Source organism: Paraburkholderia sp. EB58 (genome assembly GCF_050436665.1).
In the GTDB taxonomy this organism is placed as follows: domain Bacteria; phylum Pseudomonadota; class Gammaproteobacteria; order Burkholderiales; family Burkholderiaceae; genus Paraburkholderia.
This window is the reverse complement of record NZ_JBNDMQ010000002.1, coordinates 22129-37395: the sequence shown is the minus strand read 5'-3', so window position 1 is coordinate 37395 and position 15267 is coordinate 22129. Positions and strand designations below refer to the sequence as shown.

The following is a 15267-nucleotide window of genomic DNA, read 5'->3' as shown; positions in this document are numbered from 1 at the left end:
GGGCCCGAGCTTGCCGCAGCGCGTCCACGACTTCGCTTGTCAGGGCCAGACGCTCTCCGTACACTCGCGCGTAATTTAAACCAGGCGTTGAACAAGGCGTCGATCAGAGTGCGCGCTTGCACGGCCGCTCGGTCAGAAAAGAGGCGCCGCTTCGACGGCACCACGCCAGACGCTAACCACGCCGATAGAGGAGAACCCCCGCCATGGCCGATTCCTACTTCCCCCGCTGGCGCACGCAGCCGAGCGCCGCCGAGGGCCGCGTCGTCAACACCGATGAGCGGCTCGCCTGGCCGCAGATGTTTGCGATGGGCATCCAGCACGTCGTCGCCATGTTCGGCTCGACTGTGCTCGCCCCGCTGCTGATGGGCTTCGATCCGAACCTGTGCATTTTCATGTCGGGCATCGGCACGCTGCTGTTTTTCGTGGTGGTGGGCGGACGCGTGCCGAGCTACCTCGGTTCGAGCTTTTCGTTCATTGGCCTTGTGATTGCCGTGACCGGCTATGCGGGACACGGTCCCAACCTGAACATTCCCGTGGCGCTCGGCGGGATCATCGCGTGCGGCGTGGTCTACGCAATCATTGGGCTGATCGTCACAGCGGTCGGCACGAAATGGATCGAAACGCTGATGCCGCCGCTCGTGACGGGCGCCATCGTCTGCGTGATCGGGCTGAACCTCGCACCGATCGCCGTGAAGGGCGTGAGCGGCAGCAACTTCGATTCGTGGATGGCGCTCATCACCGTGCTGTGCGTCGCTGCGGTGGCGGTGTTCGCGCGCGGCATGCTGCAGCGGCTGCTGATTCTGGTGGGCTTGATCATTGCCTACGTGATCTATGCCATCGTCACGAACGGCCTCGGCATGGGTAAGCCTATCGACTTCTCGATTGTCGCGAATGCCGCCTGGTTCGGCATGCCGCATTTCACCGCGCCGGCGTTCAACGCGCAGGCGATGGCGTTGCTCGCGCCGATTGCGGTGATTCTCGTTGCGGAAAATCTTGGCCACATCAAGGCGGTGAGCGCGATGACCGGACAGAACCTCGACCGCTACGTGGGCCGCGCATTCATTGGCGATGGCCTCGCAACCATCGTCTCGGGCCTTGCGGGCGGTACCGGTGTCACGACGTACGCGGAAAACATCGGCGTGATGGCCGTCACGAAAATCTACTCGACGCTGGTGTTCGTGATCGCCGCCGTGATCGCGCTGGTGCTCGGCTTCTCGCCGAAGTTCGGTGCGGTGATCCAGACGATTCCGGGCCCGGTGCTGGGCGGCGTGTCGATCGTGGTGTTCGGGCTGATTGCGGTGACGGGCGCACGTATCTGGGTCGTCAACAAGGTGGACTTCTCCGACAACCGCAATCTGATCGTTGCCGCCGTGACGCTCGTGCTCGGTGCAGGCGATTTCTCGCTGAAGCTGGGCGGCTTTGGGCTCGGCGGCATCGGTACCGCTACGTTCGGCTCGATCATTCTGTACGCGTTGTTGCGTCGCAAGCCGGCACAGCAGCCGGCTGTTTGAGAGCGTCGCCAGCGAGGCGAGTCCGCTTCTTGAGCGGGCCGCTAACCTGGCGAGCCGAAGCGAATTGCACTGAGCATCAGCGCGCGGCTGCGTTCAGGCGCGCGCCGCACCACGCGTGATCAAAGCGGTCTCGGAGAGATCCACTTCGCGCATCAGCTTGTTGAGCGTCTCGTCATTGATCCTCTGCTCGTTGCGCAACGCGAGCAGCACCGCGCGTTCGGCACGCATCGCGGCCAGCTTCATCTGAAACTCCAGCGCCTCTGCGCGCCGGGCCTGCTCGCTCGGCGCTTTGCTCTCATCGCCGAGGGTGGCCAGACGTCGACGGTAGATATCCATCACGCGCGCCGCGACATCCGCGGCATAGGCGAAGGCCGATTCGTCGAGGTCGGCGCTGGCGGTCTCATGCAGATTGTCGATGGCACGGATCGCTGCTTGTGCCGCGAGCTTGCGGGCGAACTGTTCCTCGGCCGCGTGCGGATCGCGCCCGCGCCGCCAGCCGCGCAGCAGAAGCGGCAGCCCGATCACCGCGATCAGCAGCGACGTCAGAATCACGCCCGAGGCAATAAAGATGGCCAGATTCCGGCCCGGTAGAGGAACCCCACTGGGCAAAGTCTCCGGCAACGAAAGCACGCCTGCCATGGTCACTGCGCCACGCACCCCGGCGATCGTTGTGACCGTGACGGTCCGCAGCCCTGGCACCGCGCTGGTCAAGCCCTGTTTGGCCGCGCCGCGGCTCGCGTACCAGCGCAGCAGCCACACCCAGACGAAGCGCAGCGCGTACAGCGCGAGCGCCACCGCCGCGATATAGCCAATCAGAATCACCACCTGCTCGTTGCTGGTCTCGTGCGCGTCGATCAGCGCCCGACCGAGGATATGCGGGAACTGCAACCCGAGCAGGATGAACACCATCCCGTTGAAGACGAACTCGATCATCGACCACGTGCTGTTGGCCCGCACGCGTGCCGAGACCGGCCCGGCGTTCGCGATGCTGGTGTAGTTCATCATCATGCCGGCCGCCACGGCGGCGAGGATGCCCGACCAGCCGAAATGCTCCGCGAACAGGTAGGCCGCGAACGGAATCAGCAGGCTCATCACGACGCCGGGTGCGGGGTCGACTTCCTCGCTGACGTTCAGAAGATGAGCGGCCGCGACGCCGAACAGCCAGCTCACCGCGGCACCCGTCGCGAGCCCGCCCAAGGCGATGATCACGAAGCTGATCGACGCGTCGCGCAGCGAGAACACGCCGGTCAACGCGGCGGCAATCGCGAACTTCAACGCGACGAGGCCCGAGGCGTCGTTCATCAGCGCCTCGCCTTCGAGGATGTGCATCAGGTTGGCGGGAATCCGGTTCTTGCCGGCAATCCCGGTCAGCGCGACTGCATCGGTCGGCGACAGCACGGCGGCAAGCGCGAAGGCGACCGGCAACGAGATCGACGGCACCAGCGCATGCACGAAATAGCCGACCGCCAGCACCGTCATGAACACCAGCCCCAGCGCGAGCAGCAGGATCGAGCGACGCGCCATGAAGAACTCACGTTTCGGAATACGCCATCCATCCGCGAACAACAGCGGCGGAATGAAGAGCATCATGAAGATTTCCGAATCGAAGGTGACATGCAGACCTAGCCTCGGCCATGCGAGTAGCGCACCGAGGGCGATCTGCACGAGCGGCAGCGGCAGCTTGAACGGCAGCACGCGGACGCCGACACCGGAGACGGCGACCGCAAGCAGGAGAATCAGAACGGTGAAAACAATATCCATCTGGCTCGTTTGTTGAGATACGGCGTGTCTTTGTCCACCGGCGTTCGTAAGCAACTCGGGGACATGTTGGGTGTGTGGCGAAGTTTAACTTGAGCTTTCAAGCCGGCGGGGCGATACGCGAAGCGAGCGGTGACCTATGAACGGCGGGCGGCGATGGGCATAACCGCATGCACCGAAGCGGTGCGCCGTGCGCCCGGTCGCGACGCATGCAGCTTCTGTCGGTGCAGCCGCGCATGCAAACTTCGTCGGAATGTGCGGCTGCGTGCGCACGGAGCTTGCTTAAGGAGTAGCGATGACGCACATTTTGAGAAACGGCGCCGTGGTTGTTCGCCTCCGCGATCGGACCGGCCCTGATCTCGCGTGAGAGGAATGCATGACGATTGCGCAACAGGAAAGGACGACCGCCGCACCGCACGGCTTCGAGGTGAGTGTGACTTCGGGGCTCGAGCGGTATTCAGTGCGGCATGGCGAACTGGAGCTGACGAGCGTGTTTCAGCCGATCTTCAGTTTGTCGCATATGCGGGCGGTCGGTTACGAGGGTTTGCTGCGAGCCCACGATGCGCTCGACCGGCCGGTGTCGCCGCTCGACGTATTCGGTCAGGCGGCACGCCTCGGTGACGTGCTGCAGGTGGACCGGCTGGCTCAGGCGCTGCATCTGGAGAACTTCAACGTGCTCGGCGCCGAGAAGGAATGGCTGTTTCTGAACGTTCATCCAGGGGCGTTGACCGATCCCTATCACGCGGCCGCGCTGCTCGCGAATCTGCGGCGGCTCGATATGTCGCCGCGGCGCATCGTGCTCGAGGTGCTGGAACAACGCGCGGAAGATCTGGAACGTCTAGCGGAGGCCGTGCGCAAGTTCCGCGACCTCGGCTTCCTGATCGCGCTCGATGACTTCGGCGCAGGCCATTCGAACGTCGAACGCATCTGGCAACTGAATCCGGATATCGTGAAGCTCGACCGCATCATGCTCTCGCATGCCGCGCATCGCGCCGACATGGCGACGATCCTGCCGGGTCTCGTCGCGCTGTTGCACGAAGCGGGCAAGCTGGTGTTGATCGAAGGCGTGGAGACCGAACATGAGGCGCAGATGGCGCTCGCCTGCGACGCTGACTTCGTGCAGGGCTTTTTCTTCGGCCGGCCGAACCCGGGCGCCGCGGATAGCGCGCAAGCGGTGACCTGCATCAGCGAAGTCACCGAGCGTTATCGAGACCAGGCCGAGGCTCGCGAGCGGCGCAATGCGAGCCGGCTCGCACCGTATATCCGCGCGTTCGAGCGGGCGGCGGAGCGGCTTGCCGCCGGCGAGCCGCTCGATGAGGTGTGCTGGAACTTCCTCGCGCTCGATCATGCGGCGCGCTGCTTCATGCTGGATGCGAAGGGCCGTCAGGCGGGCCGCAACGTGGTGCTGCGCGCCGATCGTGCGGCGCATGAGACGCGCTTTTTGCCGCTCGCCGATGCGCAGGGGGCCAACTGGCTGCGCCGACCGTATTTTCGCGCGGCGATCAATGCGCCGGAGCGGGTGCATGTGACGCGGCCGTATCTGTCGATCAACGAGGCGTTGCCGTGCGTGACGTTGTCGGTGGTGACGCATGTGGGTGAACAGACCTGCGTGCTGTGCGGCGATATCGACTGGGTGGATGAAGAGCGGTTCTGAGCACAAGCAAAACCGGCGGTTCGCGCCGGCTCTTCCGACGGCGGCAGGAATACTTGAGACAGCCCGGCGCTGTCTTGAGCGATCATGTCGTTTTTAACGACGCTCGTCCGCCGCCATGTTTCAATCCCACGTTTTGCTGGAAGTCATCGCCACCACGGTCGCCGATGCGCGCCTCGCCGCGCGCGCGGGGGCCGATCGCCTCGAGTTGATTACCGCGATGGGTGAGGGTGGCTTGACGCCCAGTCTTGGGTTGATCGAAGCGGTGGTCGCGGCTGTGGATATCCCCGTGAATGTGATCGTCCGTCCGCATAGCCGATCGTTTGTGTACGACGCCGATGACTACGCCGTGATGCTGCGCGACGTGCGCGCGGTTGCCGCGGCGGCCGCGCATGGCGTGGTGATCGGAATGCTAAAGCCGGACGGTGAGATTGATCGTGAGGGGTTGGCGCGGGCCGTCGACGCTGCGCAAGGTCTCGCGATTACGTTCCATCGTGCGTTCGATGAAACTCGCGATCTGCGCAAGGCGCTCGATGTGCTGCTGGGTTTCGACGCAGTGACCAACGTGTTGACCTCAGGTGGCAAGCCATCGGTGTTGCAGGCCGAAGAGACGATTCGCGCGTTGGTGCAGCATGCGGAGGGTTCGCATTGCACGGTGCTGGCAGGAGCGGGGCTCACCGTAGATGCCGTCGCCGCTTTCGTGCAGGCCACTGGCGTCAAGGCGGTGCATTTCGGGTCAGGCGTGCGGGTTGGCGGGAATGGACTGGCGCCGGTGGATCCGCAGAGGGTGGCGAAGGTGAGGGCGTTGCTCTGACTTGCCGTGTCACGAGCGCCGCTCCGAACCTTGCTCGAAGCGGCGTCCGCTTTCACACACTTACTTCGCCACCACCACCGGAATTCCTCGCAGCGTCCCTGCACCCTTCGCTTCCTCGAGCGCCTGCTTGACCGCTGCACCCGTGGCCGCTTCGATGTTCAGCCGCGCAGCCAGGTCACGCTCGCTGCGCTTCACACCGGCCAGATTCGCCAGCTTCACATGCCCATAACCACGGACACGAGCGTGCAGATCAGCGAGCTTAACGATTTCCTCGACGTTCAACGCATCGAGCTTCGCAAACGCTTTCTGCATGGTCACTTCGTAGTCGTCGGCCAGTTCACGTTCCATACGGCGTTCGAGCGTGCGGCCAAACGGATCGAGCATCGTGCCGCGCAGCCCGCGGAACTTCGCCATTGTGCCGAGCACCGGCCACAACCATTGGCCGAAGGTCTTCTTCACCGGCGTTGCGCCATGCTTCGGACGTGACAAGGTCGGCGGCGCGAGATTGAATTTCACGCCGAAGTCCTTGCCCGCCACGCCTTCGAATTGCGCTTCGAGCGAGGCACGGAACGCGCTGTCCGTATGCAGACGCGCGACTTCGTATTCGTCCTTCACGGCCAGCAGGCGATAGAACGTCGTCGCCACTGCACGCGTCACGCGTTCGGAGGAGGCGCCGCCGCGGCCCGCTTCCGCACGGCGCGCTGCATCCACCAGCGCACGATAACGCTTCACATAAGACTCGCCGCCATACACCGCGAGGCGTGCTTCACGATGCGCGATCAGCTCATCTAACGTATCGATGCGCGCTGGTTGCTGCGCAGCATGCCGCTCCTGCCACAGTACTTCGAGCGCCGCCGGGTCAGCCGCCGCAAGACGACCCACCGAGAAGGCCAGTTGATTCATCTGCACTGCGACATTGTTCAATTCGATCGCACGCATCATCGCGCCAAACGACACCGGCACGAGACCGAGCTGCCAGGCAAAACCGAGCATCAGAATATTGGCGCCGATCGTATCGCCGAGGAAACGCGTCGCAAGCCCTTGCGCATCGCAACTCGACATACGTTCCGCACCCGCAGCGTGACGCATCTTGTCGATCAGCGCGTCGGCATGCAGGTTCGCGTCCGGGTTCTGCACGAAGGTCGCGTTCGGAATCGCATGCGTGTTCACGACAATCCGCGTGCGACCGTGACGCACCGTTTGCAGTGCATCGGAACTCGCCCCGACCACCATGTCGCACGCCAGCAGCACGTCGGCCTGCTGCGTATCGATGCGCACCTGGTTGAGCCATTCGTCGCGCGCCGCAAAGCGCACGAACGACAACACCGAGCCGCCCTTCTGCGCAAAGCCCATAAAGTCGAGCACCGACGCGCTCTTGCCTTCCAGATGCGCGGCCATGCTGATCAGCGCGCCCACCGTCACGACACCCGTGCCGCCGACGCCTGTGACAAGAATGTCATACGGCGCGGCATCGAGTTGCGTGGCCGGCACCGGCAGGGCATCGACGCGCGCGGCCAGCGCGGCGGCGTCGAATGCGGCGCCCGCGGCCTTCTTGAGCTTGCCGCCTTCGATCGTCACGAAGCTCGGGCAAAAGCCGTTCACGCAGGAGAAATCCTTGTTGCACGACGACTGATCGATGCGGCGTTTTCGGCCGAGCGTCGTCTCAACCGGTTCAACCGACAGGCAGTTCGATTGCACGCCGCAATCGCCGCATCCTTCGCAGACCTCTTCATTGATAAAGAGGCGCTTGTCCGGATCGGGGAATTCGCCTTTCTTCCTGCGCCGACGCTTCTCGGCCGCGCAGGTCTGGTCGTAGATCAGCACGGTGACACCGTCAATATCGCGCAATACACGTTGCACGGAATCGAGTTCGCTGCGATGGTGGAACGTGGTGCCTTGCGGGAACAGCCCATGATGGCCATCGTATTTTTCGGGCTCGTCGCTGACCACCACAAAACGCGAGACGCCTTCCGCTTCCACCTGACGCGCAATCTGCGGCACCGAGATGCTGCCGTCGATCGGCTGGCCGCCCGTCATCGCGACCGCGTCGTTATAGAGAATCTTGTAGGTGATGGTGGCTTTCGCCGCCACCGCCTGGCGGATCGCCAGAATGCCCGAGTGGAAATAGGTGCCGTCGCCGAGGTTCTGGAATACGTGGCGCGTCTTCGTGAACATTGAGTGCGAAGCCCAGTCCACGCCTTCGCCGCCCATCTGGATCAGCCCGGTCGTATCGCGTTCCATCCACGAGGCCATAAAGTGGCAGCCAATACCCGCTTGCGCAATTGAGCCTTCGGGCACTTTCGTCGACGTGTTGTGCGGGCAGCCGGAACAGAAGTACGGCGTGCGCTTCACTGCATCAGCGGCGTTGGAGAGGATCTGCGGCGCCACCAGATCGACCACGCGTTCGCGGCGGTCGAGCGCGGGCTTGTGGCGCGCGAGCCAGTTGGCGAACACCGGCAGGATGCGCGAAGGCCGCAACTCGCCGAGCGACGACAGCAGCAACGAGCCGTCCTCCGCGTACTTGCCGACCACGACAGGACGTGCGCCCTCGCGGCGGTTGTACAGGTAGTCCTTGATCTGCTGTTCGATGACCGGGCCCTTTTCCTCGATCACCAGCACTTCCGAGAGTCCTTCTACGAACCTGTCGATGCGCGTCATTTCCAGCGGGAACGACAGCCCGACCTTGTAGATCCGCACGCCCGCTGCTTCGAGATCGGCGACGGTGAGGTCGAGCCGGCGCAGCGCTTCCATCAGATCCAGATGCGCCTTGCCGCAGGTGACGATGCCGACGTTCGCATGCGGACTCGGCGCGATCCATTTGTCGATGCTGTTGCTGCGCGCGAAATGGCGCACGGCGTCGAGCTTGGCAGCGAGCCGCGCTTCGATGGTGAGACTCGGCAGATCGGGCCAGCGGTTATGCAGGCCGCCGGCGGGTTCCACGAAATCTTGCGGCACCGTCCACTGCGTTTGCAAGGCATCCAGGTCGACCGTCGAGCCAGATTCGACCGTCTCCGAAATCGCCTTGTAGCCGACCCACGCGCCCGAGAAGCGCGACAACGCCCAGCCGTACAGGCCGAACTCCAGCATGTCGGCGACGTTCGACGGATTCACCACCGGCATATGCCAGGCCATCATTGCGAAGTCGCTCTGATGTGGCATCGACGACGACACGCAGCCGTGATCGTCGCCGGCCACCACCAGCACACCGCCATGCTTCGACGAACCGTAGGCGTTGCCGTGCTTGAGCGCATCGCCCGCGCGATCCACGCCCGGGCCCTTGCCGTACCACATCGCAAACACGCCTTCGACGGTGCGCTCCGGGTCCGATTCGACGCGCTGCGTACCGAGCACGGCCGTGCCGCCGAGTTCCTCGTTGATCGCCGGCAGGAAGCGAATATCACTCGCTTCGAGCAGTTTCATCGCCTTCCACAGTTGCTGGTCGACCATGCCGAGCGGCGAGCCACGATAGCCGCTGATGAAACCGGCGGTGTTCATGTCGCGAGACTTGTCCAGCGCGCGTTGCATCAACACGAGACGCACCAGCGCCTGCGTGCCGGTGAGGAAAATGCGGCCGCGTGTGGCGGTGAGGTTATCGGACAGCTTGTAATCGGCGAGGGCGGGCGTGCCATCGATGGGCAGGCGAGCGGTCATGGTAAGTCTCCGTTTTTATGCGTTCGCGCGAAGTGGATGGGGACCACAAAGGCTTCGCGTCGAAATAGACTCTATTTTTTAGCGCCGATTGGAGAATAGTTTTGCTAGTTTGCCGGTTTGTTAGCCCCGAAGGAGTGAAGTACTCCGCGAATTCGCTGGCTTTTGAGATAGATCTGCCGACGCGCCCCGGAACGACGGCCGTTGGGTTACGCTAAAGCGTCCTGAGTTGCCCAGCGAGCCGCCGATGAAACTCTATTACTGGCCGAAGACGAGAGCGTTCCGTGCGCTCTGGATGCTCGAGGAAATTGGCGCGCCTTATGAACTGGTGCGCGTCAACATCCGGGCGGGCGAGCAGGGCGCGCATGGTTTTTACCACGTGAATCCGATGACGAAACTGCCGGCGCTCGACGACAACGGCGTGCAGGTGTCCGAATCGGGTGCCGTGCTGCTGTATCTCGCGGACCGGTTTCCGGCCGCGAAACTCGGCGCGGCGCTCGACGATCCGTTACGCGGCCGTTTCCTGCAGTGGCTCTTCTTCACACCCGGCTGCTTCGAGCCCGCGATGGCCGAGAAGATGGTCGGCTCGGCCGGCAACACCTTCAGCTTCGGCTGGGGGGACTTCGATCGGGTGAGGCACGCCGTCGAAGGCGCGCTGGAAGAAGGGGAGTGGTTGCTCGGCGAGCGCTTCACGGCGGCGGACCTGCTGCTGGCCGGCACGCTGCAGATCGCCTTCATGGCGAAACTGCTGGAGCCGAAAGGCCGGATCGGCGATTACGTCGAGCGCGCCGTGTCGCGTGATGCTCACGTGCGCGCGGTGGCGGTCGAGCAGCGTGAGCTGGCGGCGTTGAAGCATTGAAGTAGGTTGCCTGGTTCGAACCGCGCGGCTCAGGCGCCCGGTACCGCATGCGGGTCGACCTCGGCGGGTCGTAATGGCTTCGCCAACGGTTCGAGCGGCTCGACGTCGTCGAAATGCTCGTAGTCGATGTGGCTGATACCGTCCACCTCACGCATCACGTCGACGTATTTGTGTCCCCAGAGGATATTCTTCGCTTCCCACTCGTGACGGTCCTGCATGGTTTGCGAGGTCTCTTCGTCCGCCCCTTCGATGGAAATGAGCAGGGAAGCGTCGCGCGCTTTCATCGACTCGGCGGTCTCGCCGAACAGCGGGCTGGTCTCGTCGATGATGTGCATCAGGGTCCAGCCGAACAGGAAGATGGGGTGCTGTTCGCGCACCAGCGGCAGGTCATAGAGTTTGCGCAGCGTGTAACCTTCGGCGGTCGTTTCGAGGCGCATCATGCGCATTTTGGCGCGCGCTTCGGCAATCACATTCTGGCGGGCGTTGGCCGCGCGCGCCATCAGCGTCATGTGGCCGTCGATCGGCCGAACCACCGCGTAGCGGGCAAACATGATCTTGGCGCGTGGCCGTGAGAAGCGCGCGAAGATCAGGCCGGTCGCCAACGCAATGCCCGACATGCCGACGAAGATTTCGAGCGTGGCGATCCAGTGCGCGTAGACCGTCTGCGGATGCATGTCGCCGTAGCCGACCGTCGCGAGCGTTTCGACGCTAAAGAAAAACGCACCGCCGAAGCCGCTGGGAAACTGATTGGCAATCGGCGCAGTGCCGAGCATGTAGAGCGAGGCGAACGTCGCATTGAGCAGCAGGAACATCATCCCCAGAGAGACGAAGAACACCGGCCACTTGACCGTCAACGCGCGGTGGTAAATGTCCTGCCAGAAGTGCACGGGTATGCCGTGCGCGACGACCATGCGCGAGTTGATGCGCATCTCACGGCTGCCACGAGGCAGGCGCTTGCGCGAAGATGCCGTTGCGTCCGCGCCGGCAGCGCGGGCGCCTGTCTCGGCGCCGGCGCCGGGTGTGCGGTCTGACGTATCGGTGGCCATTGCGTGTTTTTCAGCATGAAAACGCGCAAAGCGTAGCATGCCGCAGGGCCTGCTTTTACGGATTTTCTCTGCTGTACGAACTGCCGCGAAGCGACCGCCCGCGCGCCTCGCCGGGTGCGAAATCCGCCGCGCGCGAACTCACGTCGTCAGGGAAACGTTCGCGGCTTCGGAATGCCTGCGCCGTGTTCGATATCGGCGACCGCCTGCTGGCGGGCGGCATCGATCGCTTCGGTTTCGCTCCCGTAGCCGGCATCGCCGCCGACCGTGGTCCACACCTGCACCGCGTGGTTGAGCTGACGGATTTCGTACTCCGCATCCCAGCGCGCGCCTTGCAGTTCGAGGGGACGCACGTGGATCGAGTACACGCCATAGGGGAAGTGCTGTTCAGCCATCTTCGCCTCCATCCGCTGGGTCCGGAACAGGCGCCGCGCAGCAGAACCGCGGCAGCGCGCGGCGCCGGACCTGCCTAGAATTCGATTTCGCCGAGGATGCGATGGGCCAGCGCCTTCGCTTCCTCAAGGGCTTCTTCTTCGCTCGCCGAGGTGGCCTCGACTTCGTAGATCGTGTTCTCCAGCTCCTCGCCTTCGTCGCGCGCGAGCGAGACCACGCCCCGGTACTCTCCGCCGTCTAGTGGGCGCACCGTGGCGGTGGCCGTGTAGAGTCCTTTGGTATAGGTGACGTCCTCCATGATGCGTCTCCAGCAAGGGGGAGATTCCATCCTAGCACGCCGTTTCCGGACTTACCGACCTTCTGATACCGCCTCGGTGACACCTCTCTCAGCCTTCCAGCAGCGCCACCACTTCGTCCAGCGACGGCGAATGCGCGCCGGCATGCCGGCATGCAGCCGCGCCCGCTGCCAGGGCGAACGCGAGATGCTCCTGCCACGTGCGCTGCGGCGCCGTCATCAGACTGAACAGGAACCCGCCAATCGACGCATCTCCCGCGCCGACTGTATCGGCTACCTCGACGCGCGGCGGTTGCGCCTCGATGATCGTGTCGCCCTGGAAAAGCGTGGCCTTTTCCGCGCCGCGCGTGACTAGCACCATCGCCTTGGGATTCATGGCGCGCAATTCGGCAAGCGCTTCGGCTTCGCTGCCTTTGAACAGCAGGCGCAGGTCCTCGTCGGAGACCTTGATCAGGTCGGCGAGGGCCGCCATCTTGCGCAGCGTCGGCTCGTAGCCGTGCGCCATCAGATTGCGGTAATTCGGGTCGAAGCTGATCTTGACGCCGCGCGCGCGCAGATCCGCCGCCAGCCCGGCGAGCGTGTCGCCAAGCGGCTGGCGCACCAGACTGATGCAGCCGAAGTGCGCCCATTTCACGTGGCTCATCCAGCCTTCCGGCAGCTTCGAGGGATCGAAGGCGAGGTCGGCGCCGTTCTCGCCCATGAAGAAGTATGCAGGCGGATGCGTCTGGTGGACGATAGCGAGGAGCGGCGGTCGCTCGACGCGCTGCATGAAGCGCATGTCGAGGTCCGCTGCGACGCTGGCGTTCCACAGTTCGTCGGAGAAATTGTCGGTGCCGAGCGAGCCGACGCAAGCCGTCCGCAGCCCAAGGCGCGCGACCGCACGGGCCACGTTCCAGCCGGCGCCGCCGGGGCGCGACAGCCATTGAGAGTCGCCGGTGCGGACGAGATCGGTCAGGATGTCGCCGGGCGAAACGAAGAGGGGAAATTCAGTACTGGCGGTCATGGTGCTCACCGTGCGGGTTCGTTCGTTGTGGACGGCGCGTGCGGCAGTGCATGCGTCAGCACTTCGTAGCATGCGCCCATCGTGTGATAGTCGGTCTTGCCGGCCGGGCTCTTTTCGTCACTGTACTTGCGGTTGTCGCACGTGAGGATGCGATACCACGCGCCGTATTTGTGGTCGACGAAATGCGCCCAGCTATAGCGCCAGATTTCGTCGTACCAGTCCCAGAAGCGTTCGTTGCCGGTGCGCTTGCCGAGCAGCGCGGCGGTCGCGAAGGTTTCGGCCTGCACCCAGAAATACTTGTCGTGATCACAGACCGTGCCGTCCGGGCCGAAGCCATAGTACAGGCCGCCGTGGTCGTCGTCCCAGGCGTGCGTCATCGCGGCGTCGAACAGTTCGATGGCGCGCGGCAACAGCCACGGCAGCGGACGGTGCCGCTCGAGGATCAGCAGCAGCTTGGCCCATTCGGTCTGGTGACCCGGCTGGAAGCCCCACGGACGGAAGATATTCGAACTGTCTTCCTCGTTGTAGTGCCAGTCCACCGACCAGTCCGCGTGGAAATGCTCCCACACGAGGCCTTGCGAGAGCTTCGCCTGGCGCAGCGTGATGTTCGACGCCACCCGTTCCGCACGATCCAGATACACCAGATGGCCGGTCGCCTCGTAGGCGGCGAGCAGCGCCTCGGTGGTGTGCATGTTGGCGTTCTGGCCGCGATACGAACTCACGCGCCAGTCGGGTGTCGCTTCGTCGGCGTAGAGGCCGGCGGCGGCATCCCAGAAGCGGTGTTCCATCAGCTCAAAGGTGGCTCCGATCATTGGCTTCGCTTCTTCGATGCCGGCCATCGCGGCGTGCGAATACGCCAGCAGTACGAAGGCGAGACCATAGCAATGGCGGGTGGCGTCGAGCACGTGCTTGCTGCCGTCGCGCCAGTCGAGTTCCCAGTCGTAGCCTTTGAGTTCGGCGTCCCAGTGCACGTCGCGCAGGAAGGTGAGGCCGTGGCGCGCGTATTCCAGATGTTGCGGATCGCCGAACTCGCGGTAGGCCATCGCGTAGTTGAAGACGTAGCGGCAACTGCTGACGAGGTGGCGGGTGGTGCGGTTATAGATCGAACCGTCGTCGCGGAAGAAATGATAGAAGCCGCCGCTCGGGTCGAACACGTTCGGCGCATAGAAGCGCAAGGTGTCCTGGATATGCGAGAGCAGGAATTCGCGCTCGCGGAAGCTGGCGACCGCAGGCGTCGTGGGCGTTGCGGAAGACGGGCCGGTGGCGTGGTCAGGTTGAAGCGTATCGGGTTGCGTCATGGCTTTTTACCGAGGTGCTGGCACGGGCAATGAGATGAACGGGCAGGTGGACTTCGAGTTCGGCAGGCGACTCCTCAAGCAGCAGCTCGACGCCGCGCCGGCCGAGCGCTTCCTTGTCGACGGAAATCGTCGAGAGCGGCGGCGTGGCGTGGGCGGCGGCGGGGATGTCGTCGAAACCGATGATCGCGATGTCCTGCGGAACGCGCAGGCCGCGCGCAAGGCAGACGCGCAGCGCGGCGAGCGCGGCGGCGTCGTTGTAGGCAAATACGGCGTCAGGGCGCTGGCCCGTGGCGCCGGGCGTATCGAGCAGCCGCTGCATAGCGAGCGCGGCGCCGGTGTCGGGATCGAGGCCAGCGTCGATGGTCACTTCAAGCGACGGATCGAACAGCAGGCCGGCTTCGAAGAACGCCCGGCGGTAGCCGAGCGCGCGCTGCGCAATGCTGAAATGCGCGAGCGAACCGCCGATGAAGGCGATGCGCTTGTGCTGGTGGGCGAACAGATGCTGCATCGCGAGGGCGGCGCCGGCGGCGTTGTCGAGGTTCACCGAACGTAGGCCGGGCGCCCACAGGTCGATCAGCACGAGCGGGCGCTGCATGGCGACGAGCGTGGTGAGCGTCTCGGGCTCGACGAAACCGGCGATAGCGACCGCGTCGGGCGCATGCAGGCGCATCTGCTGGATGACGTCTTCCGTGGGACCCGCCGTCAGCACCGAAGGCACGATGCCGCGTTCGCGGCAGGCGTCTTCGACGCCGTGCAGGACGTGCGAGAAGAACGGACTGGCCGCGAAGTTGTTGTGCTGACGATGCAGGAGGAAGGTGAGCCGGCGGATGCGTGGGCGCAACTGGGCGTGGTCGTAGCCGAGCTGGCGCGCGGCCTCGACGACCCGCAGGCGGGTGGCGTCGGAGAGGCCGGGCTGGTTCTTCAGCGCGCGGGAGACGGTGCCGATCGACACGCTGGCGGCGCGGGCGACATCGCGGATGGTTGTGGCCATCTG

Annotated in this window: 12 protein-coding genes; 4 read left to right on the top strand and 8 right to left on the bottom strand. The window is 64.3% G+C overall.

Annotated elements, in window-relative coordinates; genetic code table 11:
* Positions 1–203 precede the first annotated feature (203 nt).
* Positions 204–1511: a solute carrier family 23 protein gene (locus P3T40_RS02780; protein ID WP_429266162.1), complete on the top strand. Its 1308-nt coding sequence runs from the start codon at positions 204–206 to the stop codon at positions 1509–1511.
* Between the two features lie 93 nt (positions 1512–1604).
* Here P3T40_RS02780 and P3T40_RS02775 read toward each other — a convergent pair whose 3' ends face one another.
* Positions 1605–3272, bottom strand: coding sequence for a Na+/H+ antiporter (locus tag P3T40_RS02775; protein WP_429266161.1), 1668 nt, complete (start codon positions 3270–3272; stop codon positions 1605–1607).
* A gap of 373 nt (positions 3273–3645) precedes the next feature.
* Here P3T40_RS02775 and P3T40_RS02770 point away from each other — a divergent pair, with 373 nt between their 5' ends.
* The gene (locus tag P3T40_RS02770; protein ID WP_429266160.1) at positions 3646–4923 is read left to right on the top strand and encodes a sensor domain-containing phosphodiesterase; all 1278 of its coding nucleotides are present in this window, start codon (positions 3646–3648) and stop codon (positions 4921–4923) included.
* Positions 4924–5038: 115 nt separating this feature from the next.
* A complete protein-coding gene (locus P3T40_RS02765) occupies positions 5039–5734 on the top strand; it encodes a copper homeostasis protein CutC (protein WP_429266159.1) in 696 nt (231 codons plus the stop codon).
* 60 nt (positions 5735–5794) lie between these two features.
* On the opposite strand, the gene P3T40_RS02760 is transcribed toward P3T40_RS02765, so the two are convergent.
* Complete coding sequence (locus tag P3T40_RS02760; RefSeq protein WP_429266158.1) at positions 5795–9385, bottom strand: indolepyruvate ferredoxin oxidoreductase family protein; 3591 nt, start codon at positions 9383–9385, stop codon at positions 5795–5797.
* A gap of 244 nt (positions 9386–9629) precedes the next feature.
* On the opposite strand from P3T40_RS02760, the gene P3T40_RS02755 reads away from it, so the two are divergent.
* Positions 9630–10241, top strand: a complete 612-nt coding sequence (locus tag P3T40_RS02755; protein WP_429266157.1) for a glutathione S-transferase family protein — start codon at positions 9630–9632, stop codon at positions 10239–10241.
* A 29-nt stretch (positions 10242–10270) separates the two neighbouring features.
* Here P3T40_RS02755 and P3T40_RS02750 read toward each other — a convergent pair whose 3' ends face one another.
* The 6 genes from P3T40_RS02750 to P3T40_RS02725 form a co-directional block, all read right to left on the bottom strand.
* A complete protein-coding gene (locus P3T40_RS02750) occupies positions 10271–11287 on the bottom strand; it encodes an ion channel (RefSeq protein ID WP_429266156.1) in 1017 nt (338 codons plus the stop codon).
* A gap of 146 nt (positions 11288–11433) precedes the next feature.
* On the bottom strand, positions 11434–11679 hold the full coding sequence (locus P3T40_RS02745) for a hypothetical protein (RefSeq protein ID WP_429266155.1): 246 nt from the start codon (positions 11677–11679) through the stop codon (positions 11434–11436).
* Between the two features lie 74 nt (positions 11680–11753).
* A complete protein-coding gene (locus P3T40_RS02740; protein ID WP_429266154.1) occupies positions 11754–11975 on the bottom strand; it encodes a hypothetical protein in 222 nt (73 codons plus the stop codon).
* A gap of 88 nt (positions 11976–12063) precedes the next feature.
* Positions 12064–12975, bottom strand: coding sequence for a carbohydrate kinase family protein (locus P3T40_RS02735; protein WP_429266153.1), 912 nt, complete (start codon positions 12973–12975; stop codon positions 12064–12066).
* A gap of 5 nt (positions 12976–12980) precedes the next feature.
* Positions 12981–14273: an AGE family epimerase/isomerase gene (locus P3T40_RS02730; RefSeq protein ID WP_429266152.1), complete on the bottom strand. Its 1293-nt coding sequence runs from the start codon at positions 14271–14273 to the stop codon at positions 12981–12983.
* Complete coding sequence (locus P3T40_RS02725) at positions 14245–15264, bottom strand: LacI family DNA-binding transcriptional regulator (protein ID WP_429266151.1); 1020 nt, start codon at positions 15262–15264, stop codon at positions 14245–14247. Before P3T40_RS02725 ends, P3T40_RS02730 begins: the two co-directional genes overlap by 29 nt.
* Positions 15265–15267 lie beyond the last annotated feature (3 nt).

Excerpts from the sequence above, each read along its gene's own strand:
- P3T40_RS02780 (WP_429266162.1), top strand. The coding sequence starts at position 204 with ATGGCCGATTCCTACTTCCCCCGCTGGCGCACGCAGCCGAGCGCCGCC.
- P3T40_RS02775 (WP_429266161.1), bottom strand. The coding sequence starts at position 3,272 with ATGGATATTGTTTTCACCGTTCTGATTCTCCTGCTTGCGGTCGCCGTC.
- P3T40_RS02770 (WP_429266160.1), top strand. The coding sequence starts at position 3,646 with ATGACGATTGCGCAACAGGAAAGGACGACCGCCGCACCGCACGGCTTC.
- P3T40_RS02765 (WP_429266159.1), top strand. The coding sequence starts at position 5,039 with ATGTTTCAATCCCACGTTTTGCTGGAAGTCATCGCCACCACGGTCGCC.
- P3T40_RS02760 (WP_429266158.1), bottom strand. The coding sequence starts at position 9,385 with ATGACCGCTCGCCTGCCCATCGATGGCACGCCCGCCCTCGCCGATTAC.
- P3T40_RS02755 (WP_429266157.1), top strand. The coding sequence starts at position 9,630 with ATGAAACTCTATTACTGGCCGAAGACGAGAGCGTTCCGTGCGCTCTGG.
- P3T40_RS02750 (WP_429266156.1), bottom strand. The coding sequence starts at position 11,287 with ATGGCCACCGATACGTCAGACCGCACACCCGGCGCCGGCGCCGAGACA.
- P3T40_RS02745 (WP_429266155.1), bottom strand. The coding sequence starts at position 11,679 with ATGGCTGAACAGCACTTCCCCTATGGCGTGTACTCGATCCACGTGCGT.
- P3T40_RS02740 (WP_429266154.1), bottom strand. The coding sequence starts at position 11,975 with ATGGAGGACGTCACCTATACCAAAGGACTCTACACGGCCACCGCCACG.
- P3T40_RS02735 (WP_429266153.1), bottom strand. The coding sequence starts at position 12,975 with ATGACCGCCAGTACTGAATTTCCCCTCTTCGTTTCGCCCGGCGACATC.
- P3T40_RS02730 (WP_429266152.1), bottom strand. The coding sequence starts at position 14,273 with ATGACGCAACCCGATACGCTTCAACCTGACCACGCCACCGGCCCGTCT.
- P3T40_RS02725 (WP_429266151.1), bottom strand. The coding sequence starts at position 15,264 with ATGGCCACAACCATCCGCGATGTCGCCCGCGCCGCCAGCGTGTCGATC.